The sequence below is a fragment of the Planktothrix pseudagardhii genome, assembly GCF_904830925.1.
Classification (GTDB): Bacteria; Cyanobacteriota; Cyanobacteriia; order Cyanobacteriales; family Microcoleaceae; genus Planktothrix; species Planktothrix tepida.
On sequence record NZ_LR882967.1, the window covers coordinates 3,616,134 to 3,634,242 of the forward strand.

Here is an 18,109-nt window from a genome sequence, read left to right on the forward strand (position 1 = left end):
AAGAAACTCGAATCAACGAAAATGAAGTACAACAAATTAGGAGATAGTGACCTACAGGTCTCTGAAATCTGTCTGGGAACGATGACCTATGGGCAACAAAATACCCGTGAAGAAGCTGAAAAACTTTTAGATTATGCAGTTTCTCAGGGAGTTAATTTTATTGACACTTCCGAAACGTATCCTTTTCCCAATAAAGCCGAAAAACTGGGAATAACCGAGGAATATATTGGAGAATGGTTAATCCATCAGCGCCGTGACTCGTTAATCATTGCCACTAAAGTAGCGGGAGTAACACCGCTAACTTGGATTAGAAACGGTCAAAATCGGATTGACTCTGCGAATGTAACAGAAGCCGTAGAATCGAGCTTAAGACGGTTACAAACGGACTATATTGACTTATATCAAATTCATTGGCCTGATCGCTATGTTCCTTTGTTTGGTGATGGGGATTATGATCCAAAACGGGAACGGGAAACTATACCGATCACCGAACAGTTAGAAGTATTTGCGGATTTAATTCAAGCGGGTAAAATTCGTTATTTAGGGGTCAGTAATGAAACGCCTTGGGGGGTTTGTGAATTTTGTCATATAGCTCGACAATTGAATTTACCGAAAATTGTTTCGATTCAAAACGGGTTTAGCTTGATGAATCGGATTTTTCACATTCATCTGGCGGAAGCTTGTCGGTTTAATCAGGTGGGATTATTAGCGTATAATCCCTTAGCGTTTGGTTTCTTAACGGGTAAATATCTTTCAGGAATTCCTAAAGATTCACGTTTGGACTTATTTGGAGGAATGTATTCCCGTTATGATCAGAATAATATAGCCGCAGCAGCACAAAGTTATGCTGATTTAGCCCAACAAAACGGAATCACACCCGCACAACTTGCATTAGCTTATGTTCGGTCTCGCTGGTTTGTGACCAGTACAATTGTTGGAGCGACAAAAATAGAACAATTGCAAGAGAACTTGGCTAGTGTTACCGTTGAATTAGATGAAACTATTCTGACAGAAATTGATGCCATTCATCGGCGTTATCCGAACCCAGCGGCTTAGAAAATTCCCAAGGTAATTGCACTCGGTCAAACTCAGGTTGGCTTAAGAGTGGAAATAATCGATTGAAACCTGATTGTCGGGTTTAATTAAGTCATAATACAGCGCTCCGGGTTCAAAGGATTGAAGGGTAGGTTGAGAAACGGGTTTAAATTCCAACACTTGATCACCCATCCTTAAAGGTTCACTTCTACGGAACAATTGATGGTTATGTTCTTGTAATAAAATAATATTACGGCTATCAATCAGACGGGGGGGTTCCCATTGGAGGAAATACTCAAAGGCTTTGTTAGTGGGACTAAAATCCAATTTACCGTTATGAACTAATTGCTCTTGCCAGTTAGGATTTAACCGATATACTTTGGGATACAACGTATATTTTCGCCAATAGTACCATCTGGGTTGATCATCAGTTTTTGGCAATTCCTCCAGACGTTCCCAACTTTTAGGAAATTGATAAATTTGTCTCAAGGTCATCGGAACACCCCACTGAATAAAGGAGTGTAAATGTTTGCCTGTATTCAGAGGAGCATCCACTAAAATAATAGTATCTGGGGTAATATCAGGACAAAGGTGAATCACGTCTGTCCAAAATGCTCGTTGATATTCCCAACTAATTCGATTTTCCTGCTGTACCGTTAAACCGAATCCGACTAATAAAGAGAAAAATACAGCTAAACTTGCATTAGCTAGAGTTTTGGTAAAATTATGGTTCTGGGCTCGATTAAGGATGAGATAACACAATAAACCCACCAGAATAGAAATACCGATGGATGCTGTCATGTGAACTCGCGAACCTCGTCCATTAATTTCAGTCGCCGCACGAGTAAAAAATAAAGGATAGGATAACATTAACAGCGTTAATCCCAAAATTGTTAAGTTTTTAACAGGTGAAACCAAAATAGAATTATCATTAGACGTATCCTGATCCGGTTCCTGATTTAAACCTGATAATAGTAAAATAAAGCCCAAAAATGATAAAGGTACAAAAATCAATAATTCGTCTTTGATGTTGAACAAGGTTTGAGCAGGACGATAAATCAACAGACTCAAACTTACAAAAGGCCCAATCACCATTTGACACAGGGGAGTCAAAATTAAGGTCAAAAAATCTAGCTGATTAATTCTAGCTTCACCCGTGAGCTTGCGCGCCACAAACACTAGAACTAACATAGTAGATAAAATTAATGTATTTCTCAGAATTTCCTTGAGCAAACTTTTATTCCACTGATTTTTAAACAATGGCGCAGTCAGAAAAAGTGGAAACACTGTTTCATAAGAGAATAGAGTGGAAAAAATCAGGAGATAGGATAATATTTTTTGGTTGTTAAAATAGCAGATAAAAGCTAGTAATAAAAAGGTTAAAGATGAATAAAGAGAAATATGGGTTAAATAAGCATGATTTGTATCGGCTGGAAACAAAGTAAAAGCTAGAGTTCCAGTGATGATAAAAATCGGTTGATTCCAAAGAGACTTTAGAAAGATATAGCACAAAATATTATTAATTAAAATAACTAAATAATTGATCAAATAAAGAAATTGAAAATCACCGATTAACTGTCCCAAAAATCCAACCGAAAACTCGATTAAATAAAGAAGCGGACGACCTTCTGTAACATTAAAATTTAGGATATGCCATTTCATGAAATCACCAAATTCGGTGATATCCATGGACATCGGTTGAGCGATCAAAAAATAATCATCTTCATATAAACCGAGATTTTTATAGTTCCAAAAGTGAGCTATAAACGTAATAATAGCTAGGATAAAAAAAGTTTTTAACCCTTGATTATTAAAAATCCTAGATAGATTACCCATTATTTTTAAAGTGTTTATGTTTAATATTGTTAATCATTATCAGATTCGAGTTTTTTTGTCAATGTGTAAGTCCTATGATATGCTTGATAAAATCAAAGTACCTAAAAAGTGTAACCTAATTTTGAACGAATGTGATGATCACGATTGAAGTAATCGCTACTGTGACAAAAGAATCTCAAGTAACCCTTAGTCTTCCCTCTGAAATTTCTCCAGGAGATCATAAAATGGTACTTACTGTTGATGAAAAATTAATAGCGGAGCCAACAATCCTATCACCCCATGAAACTGAAGAGTTGCTTCAATCTTCAATGGAATCCCAGTTAGATGATCTTGAATTGTCTATTGTTATTCCTTGTCACAATGAAGAACCGAATCTTGATCACTTATTTGAGCGGCTCTCTTCGGTTTTGAATCAGTTAAACATGACCTACGAAATTATCTGTATTGATGATGGCAGTAGTGACCATACCCTTAAATGTTTAATCGATAATCGCTCCCGAAATCCAGCTATCAAAATTGTGAGTTTATCGCGGAATTTTGGCAAAGAAATTGCCTTAACCGCAGGACTTGAACACGCACAAGGAAAAGCCATTATCCCCATTGATGCTGATCTTCAAGACCCTCCAGAACTGATTGAACAACTGGTGAGTAAGTGGCGCGAAGGCTATGATATTGTTGATGCCAAGCGTCAATTTCGCATTGATGATAGCTGGCTAAAACGCTTAACAGCCAAAGGATTTTATTATACCATTGCTCAGTTAAGCCCGGTGGATATTCCGGCGAATGTAGGGGATTTTCGCTTATTAGACCGCCGAGTTGTAGAAGCCTTAAAAAAGATGCCTGAACGCACTCGCTTTATGAAAGGTTTATTTGCTTGGGTGGGTTTCAAACACTGTTCTGTTCTCTATGACCGACAACCCCGTTATCAAGGACAAACCAAATGGAATTACTGGAAACTCTGGAATTTTGCCTTAGATGGTATTACCTCTTTTAGTGTAATTCCCCTGAATATTTGGACTTATATTGGGTTTATTTTATCGTTTGTGGCGTTCTTGTATGCGGCCTATTTAATTGTTTTGACAATGATTCAGGGAATTACAGTACCCGGTTATATCTCCTTAATGGTGGTTGTCCTATTTTTAGGCGGTATTCAGTTAATGGGATTAGGAATAATTGGGGAATATTTGGGAAGAGTTTATGAGGAAGTTAAACAACGTCCTTTGTATTTAGTCCAAGACTCTCATGGTTTTACCCTGAACTCTCTCAATGTCGAACATAAAAAGGCAATGTAATCAGATGCTACATTTCTGTAGGATGGTTTTATTGAAGATTAAAAGTCTCTTGTAGGTGTCAGGAAATCCCCCTTTCTTCAGAATCAAATAATTCTGCTTGTTGATTATTCTTGTCCCCTTTAAATACCCAAAAATCATTCATAATATAGTTGAGGACTGCACCAAATAAACCTCCAGCTAATGTATTAATTTTAGGATCAATACTACCATAGTCTAAGAGGGGAAATAAAAACACAATTCGAGCAATAACCACACTTCCGGCTGCTAAATGAAACAGAGGAAGTTGCTTCAAGAAAATTTCTTTGAATTCCCAGTTTCCCTCTGTCCATATCCAAAGACGATACAGAAAAAAACTAAATAAAACCGAGAGTTCAATAGAAATTACATTGGCTAAATTATGAAGCACAGGAGTATTCCAGCCCCACCTATCAATTAGCAGAAAAATTAAGAGGATATTAAAACAGGTTGTTAAACCTCCCCCAATTATAAATTTAAAAAATTTTTTTGCCATTAGGATTCCAAAATTTTAATGTTAATCTGAGCATTGAACTAATCGGCGTTTTTTCCTCGTATAGTTTAAGAATTTTGTTCTGTCGTATAAACCACAAAACCGGATAACTCTGGTACTTCAATTCTTCGAGTAAAATCGGGTAAATAATGAAGATAAAATTTGCCAAATTCCCCTCTTAAATCTGCCCAAGCGGGGATAGCAATTTGGGTAAAATTCTCTGGGAGGTAAGCCATAAACTCCTCTTTACTAATGGGAACTCCAGCTAAATAGCGATCAAAAGGGCCAGAATCAATATGATATAATTGATGCTCTGCCATCAGAACTGAAAAGGGATGCCAAGGAAAATAAACTTGACCCGGATTTTTTTTAGAATATTCATAGACCACTTGATGCACATTATTGAAAAAACTAGGGAAGGTTTTATAAATATAAGGAATGGGCAGATTAATATTATAGATTGTTAGGATTATTACTAAAGATAATAACCCGGTTTGGCTGATTTTTTGTAAAAGTTCTTGACCGGATTTGGGGGATAAATTTGTGGCTTGTTCTAACAACACTAAATGAGCAACCAAGGTTAAAAAGTAAACGGTATACATTCCATTGGCATCTCCTCCAGCTTTGACTCTTCCTAATAAGGATGTAGGAATAAAAAATAAGCTAACAATGACAAATAAAAGCCAAGGATTTTCTTGAATCCAAGTTTTTATTTTCTGAATGTCATTGGGGAGAGTCCCTAAAATCCAAAACCCGACTATCATCCCTTGTAAAAGACAATATCCGGCTAATTGCTGGGCTGCGGATAACAGCATTAATAATTTATCCCAAAACAGCGTAATCGTTTGATTATTTCCATCAAACCAAGGTTGATTCCCTGGAATTGTAATCAGATTAAACAATAAAGCTTGGGGATTAAATGCTATTAACAAGACAGCCGAAATAACGACTCCACTCAGGGCTAAACAAGCTAAATACCGCTTGAAAACCTTGAAATCATAGGCTAAAAATAGATAGACAGGTAAAGAAATCAAAATAGGGGCGGCAATTTGTTTTGTCAATACCGCTAAAACGGCTAGAATTGAACTAATTAATAATTTTTTTAAGGGGATTTCAGGCTTGTTTTTTTCTTTGTAAAGGATGACGCAAGCTAAGGCTGAAAACCCTAAAGCGGGACAATCAGCACAAATTCTAAACGCATCATAGGATAAGGTTCTAATTTGAGTTGTAAAAAAGATAAAAGCAATTAAAGCCAGTATCGATAAATAAAATCCTTTTTTGTTTTTCCAAGTTTCACCGCCATATACCCAAATTACGGGGGTAAAAAAATAAACTAAAGACATTAATTTACCTAAAACCAGAGCAACTGTAGGAGAATTAACTAGGCTTGCGGGTAAATACGCTAAAGCCAGTAATGGCCCATACATATCACTAATCAGTGGCCCTACAGGATCTTTTGGATAATACAAATTGAATTTATATTTCCAAAAAAATGCCATCATTAAACGATCTGCATTCCACTCAGGAATTGATGATGGGTATTGACCGGGTGCAGCAAAGTTATCGAGCAGAAAATGATAGACTAAAAGGACAAGACAAAATAATCCTGATAGGATAATCGTAGAGATAATTAATCGATCTTGAAAGAATTTTGTTTGTTTTAAGCTTGAGTCCATAATCCATCAGTGGTTAACACTCATGTTGCTCATAAATCCTACACGGACTGCTAGATACACGTCAACTGTGATCAGGAATATTGCACTGGAATCTTAAATTAACCTTAAAAGTTAAGTAGATAAAATACTCTAAAATTTGATTTTTATCAATGCTTGACGACAACTTGATCCTGTATTAACCTTTGTGTAGGATTGATTCAGGTTAAACTAAAATTCTATGGATACGCTGACCAATAAGGAAATTATTGCTGGCTTTTTTGAAATCTATAATAATAAAGATTATGAAGCGGTATATCGGTACTTTTCTCCCCACTATGTTGATCATGGATTACCCCAAGTCAAGAGTTTAGAGCAGGTGATCGGCATCTTAAAACTGACTCATAAAAGCTTTCCCGATCTTCAAGTCATCATTAATGATTTGATAGAAGAAAATAATCAAGTTGTGTTTCGAGGTCGCTTTAGCGGGACACACTTGGGTGAGTTTGCCAATCTGCCTCCGGGTGGTGCAAAAGTCGAATTTGAAGCGTTAGAAATTTTTAAAATTGAAAATCAAAAGATCACAGAATCTTGGGGATATTGGCCCCTTTCAGAGATTATTAATCAGATAACAGCAGCAGCCAATCAAAAGCAATAATCACCTGACTTAAAAATAAACAAGGTTGATATTTATAGACAACTTAATTCATGACCCTAACCGCGTCTTGGTTAAATTCCCAGAAACCGAAGCTGAAGAAATATCTCCTCTTTAACCATGAACCGACACCAGAATTATTTGCCATTCTCACCGTCTATTTTATCCAGGGGATATTAGGATTAGCACAGTTAGCTGTCAACTTTTTTCTAAAAGACAATTTGGGGCTGAGTCCATCTCAAATGGCAGCTTTGATGGGAATTGCTGCTGTCCCCTGGATTGTTAAACCATTGTTTGGATTTCTCTCCGATGGTCTTCCCATTGCCGGGTATCATCGTCGTCCTTATTTGATCGTATCAGGATTATTAGGAACCTTCGCCTGGATTGCCTTAGCCACCGTTGTTCATGATACCTGGACAGCCACCCTAGCCATCCTCTTAACCTCTGTGTCGGTCGCCATGAGTGATGTGATTATCGATTCCATTGTCGTAGAACGTGCCCGCAAAGAATCCTTAATCCAGTCGGGCTCTATGCAATCGTTGATGTGGACGGTTTCAGGAATCGGAGGATTATTGACGGCCTATTTAGGGCTTGCTGAAAAAAGGCGAAAAGCCAGAACAGGCGGGAGGAGAAGACAAGAAAAAATGAATCAGGTGCAAGGGATGGGTGTAAAATAGCGCAAAAACCTGGCAGGAGTTGGGGAAAATGTACCGTAAAGACGAACAACAGAAAACACCACCCGAAGAGTTCAAACTGCCATTTGAGGGAAAACTCTCAGAAGAGAATCGCTGGGTAATCATGGCTCAATGGATACCGTGGGAAGAATTTGAAGTGGAATATGCAGAATTATTCTCATCTGTGATGGGAGCACCCGCCAAAACATTTAGAATGGCATTAGGAGCCTTAATCATTAAAGAAAAATTAGGGATAAGCGACCGAGAAACAGTAGAACAAATCAAAGAAAATCCCTACTTGCAGTATTTTATCGGGTTGTCAGAATACAGGAACGAAGCTCCATTTGATGCCTCAATGTTAGTGCACTTTCGGACGAGAATCAATGTAAATTTAGTGAATAAAGTTAATCGGTTAATGGTCAAAAGAATGCGAGAGGCGAGTTCCGAGCCAGCCTCAGAAAATCAATCAGAAGCTGAAGAGGGAAGTGAGAGGAAAAACCGAGGAAAATTAATAGCTGATGCGACTTGTGCACCTGCGGATATCACATATCCAACAGACTTAAAAATTTTAAATAAAGCCAGAGAACAGACAGAAAAAATCATTGATAGTTTGCATAAAAGTCGTCAGGATAAATCAGAAAAGAAACCAAGAACTTATCGAAAAACAGCCAGAAAAGACTACCTAGAAGTAGCCAAACAACGCCGACCTTCCCGACAAAAAAGACGAAAAGCAGTTAAAAAACAACTGCAATATATTAAACGAAACTTAGGACATATAGACCAACTCATCGACAATGGAGCAACGCTAGATTGCTTAAATAACAAGCAATATAAGAGTTTATTAGTAATATCAGAAGTTTACCGTCAACAGCAATGGATGTATGAGAATAACAAACAGAGCATTTCCGATAGAATCGTCAGTTTGAGCCAACCTCATATTCGTCCGATTGTGCGAGGTAAAGCCGGAACGTCAGTAGAATTTGGTGCTAAATTGTCTGCGAGTTGTCTGGATGAATATGTATTTCTTGACCGGATTAGTTGGGATAATTTTAACGAATCCTGTGATTTAAAAACACAAATAGAGGCTTTTAAAGAATACACGGGGCATTATCCTGAATCAGTCCATGTAGATAAAATTTACCGGACTAGAGACAACCGAGCTTGGTGTAAAGACAGAGGAATTAGAATCAGTGGCCTCCCATTAGGGAGACCGTCAGCAAATCTTAGTAAAGCTACTAAGAAACAGGCGTTAGAGGATGAAAAAATTCGGAATTCCATTGAGGGGAAATTTGGCCAAGGGAAAAGAAGATTTAGCCTGAATCGGATTATGAATAAACTAGCTCATACTTCCGAAACAGCAATTGCTATTACTTTTTTAGTCATGAATCTCTCTGTGATTCTTAGACGGATTTTTAGGTCAATTTTTTTGTTCAATTACTTTTTTCGAGTTATTGATTACCAGAATTTATCTGTTAACTCCTTATCTCAAAAAAAACTTATTTATCCTTCTGACTCCATTTGCTAGTTAATCATTCTTTTGCTTTTCTGTTACTTTTTCAGCAAGCCCTATTTAAGTGGTTGGTTGCTGGAGAATTTTACCAGCCAGACGGTTTTTGGGATTACGGCTTTCTTTCCCTTAATCGTGTCGGGGGTTGCGGGTTTGATTGCGGAAAAATCCGTATCAGACCTCAAACCCCATCGAACTGACCCTAGCAACATCCACCAAAAAGTAACCTTGCTTTGGAATACCCTGCGCCAAAAATACATCTTGCTTCCTACCCTGTTTATTTGTATCTGGCAAGCAACGCCCAACACGGAATCTGCCTTTTTCTATTTCACCACCAATGAGTTAGGCTTTAGCCCAGAATTTCTGGGGCGTGTGCGATTGGTAACCAGCCTTGCAACCTTGCTTGGGATTGGCATTTATCAACGCTATCTCAAAGCCGTTTCCTTTCGTAAAATCTTGGGTTGGAGTATTGTGCTTTCCTCCCTACTGGGGATGACGACTTTGATCCTGGTCACCCATGCTAACCGAGCAATAGGCATTAATGATCACTGGTTTAGTTTGGGCGATAGTGCTGTGCTAACGGTGATGGGTCAGATTGCCTTTATGCCTGTGTTTGTGATGTCTGCTCGTCTCTGTCCGCCGGGAATTGAGGCTACTCTGTTTGCTTTTTTGTTGTCCGCCTTCGGCTTATCGGGAATGATTGCCTATGAGTTGGGAGCACTCCTCACCCACTGGTTAGGAATTAGCAATCTAAATTTTGAAAACCTCTGGATTTTGGTCGTTATTGCTAATCTTTCTACTTTGCTTCCCCTGCCTTTATTGGGATGGTTGCCTAACCAAAATTCTCAACAGGAATCTTGACTAGGTAATTGATAATTTTATTCTGAAGCAGCATAACCGTATTTTTCAAACCAATCTCGATATTTCATCTCGATTTGTTGAACTAAATCTGGATCTAAATAATTCACCCAATAACCATTCCTGCCATCGGTAATATGATTACTATGAAAGAGGTTAGTTTTGTGGTGAACCTCATCTCTATCTCCTTCACTTTCGTAAGATAAATTATCAATTTCATCAACAATAGCCGACGCATTCACAGAACCCACCGCGCAAAGTTGAGCTAATTCTTCAATAATACTATTCTTGCCAGTCAAAATTCTGTGGTAAGGGACAACTAAATCTGCCACATTAATCCATTGTTCGTGCATTTGGATCAGATAATCCGCAAATTCAACCGTCGGGGAATCTCCAAATGCTCTCCAATTACTCGCCATTGCATCTCGAATATCTCGATAGGAATATACGATTAATGTAGCTTGATCGGCAATGGATTGAACAAAATCATGGATTTTGATCAGTGTATATTCTTTCTCTGGGATTTTTTTATACTTCCAATCTCCTGACCATCCACAAGTTAAATTATTTTTAATGGTAGGCGAACTAGAAAGCACAAGGCGAGTCGCGTTATATAACCAAGTGCTTCCTGATCTCATCATTCCCGAAGCCACAATCAACTTTGATTCCATTCCCATAAATCCTTTTTCTCTGGATGCAAGAATCTAAATCAACGGGCGTAAACTGTCGTCACTCCGTTTCTCAATACGCTTTTCTTGCTGTTATTGGTCAGTCAATTATACCAAAGTATTGTAACTCTTATTGATCATTTGAGAGGGATCCCAGAAAATGAGCAGGTATTTCATCTTTTGGGATATAATTCGATTCTCTATAAAATGACCCATACCTTGACTTTTGATAAAAAACCGCTAAGATAAATTTTGCCTAAATTTATTGAATAAAGACAGATTTATGAGAATCCTTTTCGTGATTAACTTGCCTTATAGTAGTTTGGAAATATTAGCAGTAGAAGCCATTAAGGTTGTAGAACCTCAAGGCATTGAAGTTTTATGGGTTTATATGAATCAATATATCGAAATGATGGATACCTGTCCTGAAATGTTAGAATGTGTGGACTTGGTTCATTTTGTTCTGGATGTTCAATCCTTCTCCTATGAACAGATTAAAAAAGCTGCTAATATTCGCCCCATTATTAGTAGCTATCACCATTGGAACTTTAAAGAAATACCCCAACATTTAGAGTTAGTTAGCCACTTATTTTATGTCGCTAGATTTTTAGAATCAGAGGTACAACAGATCACATCAGGAAAAACAACCACCAGTCTTTTATTGAATGGAGTAGATACAAACGTATTTTTTCCGATTCTCAATCAAAAGCCGCGTGATCATTTTGTAATTGGTTTTTTCGGAACTCAACGCCCGAATAGTCGAAGCGATCGCAAAGGCAGTAGACTCTTGTTAGAAGCGGCAAAAATTATGGTTGAGTCGGGATACAAACCCAGTTTTTTAATTATGGGTTATGGATGGAAAAATTTAGTCCCCGTGTTAAGAGATCTGGGTTGTCCCGTCACCTATAAAGTTAGTGTACCGCGAGAAGATGTGCCGAAATACTATCATCAACTCGATCTTTATTTGATCACCTCACGCATCGAAGGAGGGCCGTTAACCCTTCTGGAAGCGGGGGCTTGCGGAATTCCTGTTATCTCTACTCCCGTCGGTATTGCTCCAGAACTTTTAACCAAACCGGGCTGTGGTAAACTGTTGTCTGGATTCGAGAGTCAAGAAATAGCAGAAGCGATCATGGATAATATGGAAAATCCTCATATTGCCCAAGAGAGAGCCCAAGCTTTACTTCAAGAAATCCGCCAATATTGGACTTGGAAAGATACTTATAAAGACTTAGCTAAAATTTATTTTGATCTCTATCAAAAAACGGCTCAACTCTCACAAATTAAGTCGTCAATCTCTTCTAAAAATAATATTCCTCCCTACCTGAATTTACAACAGGATGCTGTTGTACAACGAAGCATTGCTAGGAATTATGCTTTATTTTATTTTGCCTTCTGTCTATACGATCACGGTGAAAAACTAGCAGCTTTAAGGACAGCCTTACCAATTTTACATCAAATCAAACCGATCTATTTTTGGAAGGAACTTCAACGGGAAGAACATTGGTAAAACCGTGGGATTTGTAACTACTTTGCTAAATTTTATCCTAATTTTGGATACAACTTAAATAAGATTGCTATATCCACTCAATACTTAACCGTAAAAAGACTCAATAAATAAAGGCTCACGCTTTGCTTTTTCTGAGATAGGATATTCGCTAATGTATACCTGTGCTTTTCTAAGGGATTAATTAAAACATGAATGATAATAACTGAAGCTAAAAGACTCAGTAATATACTAATTGTTCCTAACCAAAGAATCGATATTTTAAAATGAGATACTATTATTAGCCCAATATAAATTGATATTGTATGGGTCAAATAAATAGGATAGGAGAGATTTCCAATATATCTGTCTATTGAATTGTTAAGAGTTAAATGAAATAATAGAGGAATGATTATCATCCAACCTAAATGAGAAATCAAATAAGCATAATTCATATTAGTCAGTTTTCCGATTTGCAAGATCCCTAAGTTTATCAGCCAAAGAATAAACCAAACGAACCCAAAATATAGAATGTAATATTGATTGCTAATTTGTAAGTTTTCAGGTAGAAAATTTTTTAATTTAATTAACCAGCTTGAATACAACCTAAAGCTAAAAATTCCTAGGGCAAACAATGAAAATGCAAACAGAAAAAAATGATGAAGCCAATTGTTAAATCCCATGTATTGATAGAAAAGAATACGGATTGTTAAAGAGAATAACAAATATAGAAATAGTTTTTTGTTACTGAATTTTACGATGCGTGGAGCTAAAAAATAAAATATTAATTCAATAGCCATTGACCAGGCAACAGGGTCAAGTAAATATTCAACCAGAGGATACTGAGTCTCGAAAATATTAGGACTAATACCGAATGATGAAGGTAAATCATAGTTTAAAACAATAAACCAGTTCTGAAATAAAATGATTAAATTAGAAAAAGTTGCAAAACTTATTAATAATACATTAACTATACTATTGTCTGAAAAGGAAAAATTGACAAATGGCTCTAATTCTAACCATTCTCCCCACACAATACCGAATATTAAACTAACGGTTATAATCAGGCTACCAATTAACCAATAGGGAATAAAAATCCGCAAAAATCTGCTCCAATAAAATTCGACTACATTAGAATATTTAGGTAAAATCATTGCCATATAAAAACCCGAAATCATAAAAAATATTTCTACGGCTTCAGCACCATCAAGCATAACCCACGGAAATACAAGATGGGATTGATTTTCTAAACCATTAGGATTAATATCCAATGATACATGAGCAGCTACAACGCATAACGCTAAATACAACCTTAATATTCCCATATTGACTGATCCTGAGAGAATTTTGTCTGGTTTAATCTTGATGCTATCATCTATAATATGATATATTAAGGTTACTGTAAAACAGTAAGCAATCTTGAAAAGCCAATGGAAAATCAACCTTTAAAATCTAGTTTTGTCTTAACTTTAAAGTTTATTTGGCGTTACTGTTCTGAATATCGCTATGCTATTTTATTGTTGCTGTTTTTGATGACAGTTCAGACAATTTTACAAGCGTTAGTTCCGGTTTTGACGGGGAAGTTAGTTAATAGTTTTAGTTATTCCATAGAGACATGGACAGTACCCGTCTTTATTTGTGCGTATCTAGGTGCAGCTAAACTTACTTCTTATCTTTGCCGAATTGGTGCGGCTGCGGTGCTAAGTAATACGGCGACACAAGTGATGAAGAAAATTATCACTGAATCTTTTGATAAAGTCCAACATTTCAGTACAGAATGGCATATTGATAATTTTTCTGGGAGTGTGATTAGAAATATTAACCGAGGAATTTGGGGATTTGACCAGTTAAGTAATACCTTATCGATGTCAGTTTATCCCAGCCTCTTGATGATGGTTTCTTTAATTGTTATTTTTTTTATTAATGGTTTTTGGATTGGAGTAACTGGATTTGTAGGTTTCGGATTATTCTTGTTGGTCACTTATAATTTATCAACTCATTATTTAGCTCAAGGTTTTGAAGAATTTAATCAAATAGATACGGATCTCAATGGTAGTTTATCGGATGTTGTTATCTGTAACAGTGTGGTTAAGTTTTTTGCTACCGAAGATTATGAAAGCCAAAAATTTGAAGAAATAGCAGAAACCTGGCGAGATAAAAGTCAACGAGTGTGGTGGCGAATTGAAACGGCTTTTTCAGCCCAAAATCTTTTACTTTGGGTGATGGAAGTGGTCATTATTGGTCTTTCCATTTGGTTATGGTTTAAAGGCATTCGCACCCCTGGGGATGTGATTACTATTCTCACCAGTTTTCAGATGGCGCAAGGTCAAATGACCACCGTTGGAAATGATCTTCGCTTGCTACAAAAATCCATGATTGATCTTCAAGGATTGATCAATTTGGATGAAGTCGATGCCCAAATTGTAGACAGTCCAGAAGCCGTTGCGTTAGAAATTAAGGACGGATCAATTGCGTTTGATCAGGTGACATTTCGGTATAAAAATCAAACCACACCCATCTATGAAAATTTGTCTGTCACCATTGCTGGGGGTGAAAAAGTGGCTTTGGTGGGACATTCAGGAAGTGGCAAAAGTACCTTTATGAAATTACTTCAGCGCCTCTACGATATCGAAAATGGTCAGATCACCATTGATGGTCAGAATATTCAAAATATAACCAAGCAAAGTTTACGGTCTGCGATCGCCGTTGTGCCCCAAGAGCCCATTCTATTCCATCGCTCGATTGCGGAAAATATTGGTTATGGTAAACCGGATGCGACACAAGATGAAATTGAACAAGCCGCCCGCCAAGCTTATGCTCATGACTTTATTATGGGCCTACCGGAGGGTTATGAAACCCAAGTGGGTGAGCGGGGAACTAAACTTTCCGGGGGTGAGCGCCAACGAATTGCGATCGCTCGCGCCATTTTGATCAATTCCCCTATTCTGATTCTGGATGAAGCCACCAGTAGTTTAGATTCTGTTTCCGAAATTCTGATTCAAAAAGCACTTAATAATCTGATGGCGGGGCGCACAACAATTATTATTGCCCATAGACTTTCTACGATCCAAGCCGTTGACCGTATTTTAGTTTTTTCTCAGGGTAAGATTATTGAGGAAGGAAGCCAAGAAACTTTATTAGCTAATTCTAATAGCCATTATCGCGTCCTCTATGCTTTACAATCTAATGGTTTTCTGCCAGAAACACCCGAAGATTCTAATAGCAAAGTTGAGCAACAAGTATTAGTACAATAAGTACAAGTTTTAACCTCAATGGGGGATGTAGAAATGGAATCTCAAATGTATCAAGAAATGATGGAGGTCGAAGACAAACATTGGTGGTTTGTAGCCCGTCGCTCTATTATTGAACAAGTGCTGAAAAGATTAAATTTACCGAAAGATGCCGAAATTTTTGAAGCGGGGTGTGGGACGGGCGGCAATTTAGCGTTACTCAGTCGTTATGGACAAGTTTATGGGATGGAATTAGATGAGGATGCCCGAACTTTTGCCAGTACCCTTCAAATCGGAAAAATTGAACCCGGTTGTTTACCGAATCATCTTCCCTTTCCTGATCAAAAGTTTGATCTCATCGTGTTGTTAGATGTTTTGGAACATTTGCAAGAAGATCAAGCTTCTTTACAAGCCTTATCGACAAAACTTAAACCCTCTGGCTATTTATTAATTACAGTTCCAGCCTTTCCTTGGCTGTGGACTAAACGAGATGAATTGCTTCATCATAAACGCAGATACACGTTAGAAAATTTACGTTTCATTGTCAGTTCTGCCGGATATAAAATTAATACTGTTAATTATTTTAATTTTATCTTATTTCCTTTAATTGCTGGAGTCGGACGGCTGCAAAATTTATTGAATAAAGGCGGGAATGAACAAGCTTTACCTCCCCTATTGATTAATAAAATATTAACGTTATTATTTGGGTTTGAGCGTCATTTAATTAATCGGGTATCTCTTCCCTTTGGAGTATCAATCTTACTGTTGGCGACAACAAACAAGATCAGGATTACTAACTCTCCCTAAAACCTAGATGGTGAGTGTTATCTCAGGGAGAGTTAACGGATTAGCCCTATTGAAACCGAACGGAAATAGCAGGAGGCAGCCCTAATTTGATATCAATAATGATATCTTTAAAAATCGAAATATAAACGCTTTCCAGCTTATCATTACATTTCTTCGCTAATAAAATAGCGTTGAGAACAGCAACCAACAATTTATTAAGCTGTTAAGCATCTAAATAGGGTATAATGAAAAACCAAGTTTAGAAAAATCAATCAAAAGATGCCTGCTAAAAATCATTTAAATGAAAAGCAAGTAGAGAAACTACAGAAAAGATTGAAAGAGGAAGAAAATGGACAAATCCGAGAAAGAATCTTGATTTTATTATTGCTAAATGATGGTAAAAAGCAAAGTGAAATTGCCAAGTTTTTGGGCTGCTCATTAAACAAAGTATGTTATTGGTGTGTACATGGAGACCCTGACAAATTAGAAAGCCTAAAAGATGAAAGAATGAAAGGAAATTATAGAAAAGCCACAGACAAATATATAGAGATATTATTAGAAACAGTAGAAAAAGAACCGGAAGAATTAGGATATGAATTTGGGAGATGGACAGGAGAAAGATTGGCAACTTATTTAGAACAAATCACAGGAATCAAATTAAGTAGTTCACAAGTGAGAAAGATATTAAAGGAAAAAAAGTATGTTTATTTGTGGGCAAAGTATAGCTTAGAAGAGAAAAGAGATCCAGAAAAAAGAAAATTATTTAAAGATAAAATAGAAGAATATTTGAAAATAGCAAAAGAAAGTCCAGAACAATTACAGGTATGGTTTTGGGATGAAAGTGGATTTAATTTAAGAGTGATAAAAAGAAAGAATTGGTGTAAAAAAGGGAAGAGGAAACAGATTAGAGGAGACAGGAGGAAAGGAAGAGTTAATGTGATGGGAGGATTGAGGTACTCGGATAAAAAAAGATTTGTAGAATTTCTGGATAAAGGAAATGCAGATAATTTTTATCAAGTGTTAAAAAGTTTTTATCAAGAGCTAATTTATGAATGGGTATTAGCGGGAAATCAAGCAGAAGAATTTGTAGAAAAAGGAGCTAAGATCCTGATTATTCTTGACAATGCAAGTTTTCACAAAAAAGAAGAGTACCTAGAAAAAATTAAAGCAGAAATGCCGAATGTCTATTTAGAATTTCTTCCAGCATATAGTCCAGATTATAATTTAATTGAATTAGTCTGGCATTCAGCTAAAGAATATATAGCTCATCGACTCTTTAAATCAGTTGATGAGCTAGAGTGTTTATTACATCAGCTTTTAAATGAAGGACAGTTATCTATTAAATGGGGACGTAAACTTAAAAACAAAGGTAATGCTATAATCACAGTTTAAATACACAACAGCTTAGCCAGTTAGACGAGATAGAAGGTAAAGCATCTAATTGGCTTAAAAGGGGTAAGTTAGCAACGGAGAAGATGGGTGAGAGAAATTCAATAGATGTCATTGTCTTATCTTTAAGTCCCTATGGTTTAATGGTTGGATTGCTAAGAATAGAATTTTAGCATATAATGAAAAAAACGTAAACTCGGTTATTTTCTGCTGATCGGAGTTAATCTTAATAAATCATGACAGAATCGTGATCTCAGCAGTCCTAGACGTTATTAACCCAGATTATGCCCATTTTCTCCTTTCCTCAAACTCTACTTTGATGACCACCAGCAAAATAATATTACTAGAACAAAAGCTGCCTAATGTTCTAACCAAACCCCTGAATTTAATTTTATTATTTATTGCTTTATTTTGCCTATCTTTTGGATTTGTGACTGTATTTTTGCTCTTAGAACCTGTGATTACCGCGATTTTAGCTTGGATAATCTTTGCTGAACATTAGACATCTCCAAAATAGAAAAAAGGAGGGGTAA

General features: G+C 36.8%; 14 protein-coding genes and 2 pseudogenes. 11 read left to right on the forward strand and 5 right to left on the reverse strand.

The genetic code is table 11. The annotated features are described in order from the left end of the window. Positions 1-21 precede the first annotated feature (21 nt). Entirely contained in the window at positions 22-1,056 is a 1,035-nt protein-coding gene (locus tag NMK36_RS15290; RefSeq protein WP_072719372.1) for an aldo/keto reductase, read from the forward strand. A 42-nt stretch (positions 1,057-1,098) separates the two neighbouring features. Here NMK36_RS15290 and NMK36_RS15295 read toward each other — a convergent pair whose 3' ends face one another. Beyond that, the gene (locus NMK36_RS15295; protein ID WP_254174100.1) at positions 1,099-2,871 is read right to left on the reverse strand and encodes a hypothetical protein; all 1,773 of its coding nucleotides are present in this window, start codon (positions 2,869-2,871) and stop codon (positions 1,099-1,101) included. A gap of 134 nt (positions 2,872-3,005) precedes the next feature. Here NMK36_RS15295 and NMK36_RS15300 point away from each other — a divergent pair, with 134 nt between their 5' ends. Then, positions 3,006-4,163 (forward strand): glycosyltransferase family 2 protein, encoded by a 1,158-nt coding sequence (locus tag NMK36_RS15300; RefSeq protein WP_438822823.1) that lies wholly within the window; start codon positions 3,006-3,008, stop codon positions 4,161-4,163. A 58-nt stretch (positions 4,164-4,221) separates the two neighbouring features. Here the strand turns inward: NMK36_RS15300 and NMK36_RS15305 are convergent, their stop codons facing one another. Then, complete coding sequence (locus NMK36_RS15305; protein WP_072719370.1) at positions 4,222-4,674, reverse strand: GtrA family protein; 453 nt, start codon at positions 4,672-4,674, stop codon at positions 4,222-4,224. A gap of 65 nt (positions 4,675-4,739) precedes the next feature. Further along, positions 4,740-6,347 (reverse strand): hypothetical protein, encoded by a 1,608-nt coding sequence (locus NMK36_RS15310; protein WP_254174101.1) that lies wholly within the window; start codon positions 6,345-6,347, stop codon positions 4,740-4,742. Positions 6,348-6,564: 217 nt separating this feature from the next. Between NMK36_RS15310 and NMK36_RS15315 the strand changes: the two genes are divergently transcribed. The 4 genes and pseudogenes from NMK36_RS15315 to NMK36_RS15330 form a co-directional block, all read left to right on the forward strand. Next, positions 6,565-6,981, forward strand: coding sequence for an ester cyclase (locus NMK36_RS15315; RefSeq protein ID WP_083580013.1), 417 nt, complete (start codon positions 6,565-6,567; stop codon positions 6,979-6,981). A 50-nt stretch (positions 6,982-7,031) separates the two neighbouring features. Then, positions 7,032-7,565, forward strand: a pseudogene (locus tag NMK36_RS15320) (MFS transporter); the annotation flags it as partial. A gap of 118 nt (positions 7,566-7,683) precedes the next feature. Further along, positions 7,684-9,177, forward strand: coding sequence for an IS5 family transposase (locus NMK36_RS15325; protein ID WP_254173932.1), 1,494 nt, complete (start codon positions 7,684-7,686; stop codon positions 9,175-9,177). A gap of 42 nt (positions 9,178-9,219) precedes the next feature. After that, positions 9,220-10,020, forward strand: a pseudogene (locus NMK36_RS15330) (folate/biopterin family MFS transporter); the annotation flags it as partial. 17 nt (positions 10,021-10,037) lie between these two features. Here the strand turns inward: NMK36_RS15330 and NMK36_RS15335 are convergent. After that, on the reverse strand, positions 10,038-10,688 hold the full coding sequence (locus NMK36_RS15335; protein WP_139295054.1) for a sulfotransferase domain-containing protein: 651 nt from the start codon (positions 10,686-10,688) through the stop codon (positions 10,038-10,040). A gap of 295 nt (positions 10,689-10,983) precedes the next feature. Between NMK36_RS15335 and NMK36_RS15340 the strand changes: the two genes are divergently transcribed. Next, positions 10,984-12,195, forward strand: a complete 1,212-nt coding sequence (locus NMK36_RS15340; RefSeq protein ID WP_254174102.1) for a glycosyltransferase family 4 protein — start codon at positions 10,984-10,986, stop codon at positions 12,193-12,195. A gap of 77 nt (positions 12,196-12,272) precedes the next feature. On the opposite strand, the gene NMK36_RS15345 is transcribed toward NMK36_RS15340, so the two are convergent. Continuing rightward, the gene (locus NMK36_RS15345; protein ID WP_139295053.1) at positions 12,273-13,496 is read right to left on the reverse strand and encodes an acyltransferase family protein; all 1,224 of its coding nucleotides are present in this window, start codon (positions 13,494-13,496) and stop codon (positions 12,273-12,275) included. A 105-nt stretch (positions 13,497-13,601) separates the two neighbouring features. Between NMK36_RS15345 and NMK36_RS15350 the strand changes: the two genes are divergently transcribed. The 4 genes from NMK36_RS15350 to NMK36_RS15365 all read left to right on the forward strand — a co-directional run bounded on the left by NMK36_RS15350 (position 13,602) and on the right by NMK36_RS15365 (position 18,078). Continuing rightward, on the forward strand, positions 13,602-15,425 hold the full coding sequence (locus tag NMK36_RS15350) for an ABC transporter ATP-binding protein (protein WP_254174103.1): 1,824 nt from the start codon (positions 13,602-13,604) through the stop codon (positions 15,423-15,425). A gap of 33 nt (positions 15,426-15,458) precedes the next feature. Beyond that, on the forward strand, positions 15,459-16,208 hold the full coding sequence (locus NMK36_RS15355; protein ID WP_072719363.1) for a class I SAM-dependent methyltransferase: 750 nt from the start codon (positions 15,459-15,461) through the stop codon (positions 16,206-16,208). Positions 16,209-16,466: 258 nt separating this feature from the next. Then, entirely contained in the window at positions 16,467-17,579 is a 1,113-nt protein-coding gene (locus tag NMK36_RS15360; RefSeq protein WP_254172743.1) for an IS630 family transposase, read from the forward strand. Positions 17,580-17,895: 316 nt separating this feature from the next. Then, a complete protein-coding gene (locus NMK36_RS15365) occupies positions 17,896-18,078 on the forward strand; it encodes a hypothetical protein (protein ID WP_254174104.1) in 183 nt (60 codons plus the stop codon). Positions 18,079-18,109 lie beyond the last annotated feature (31 nt).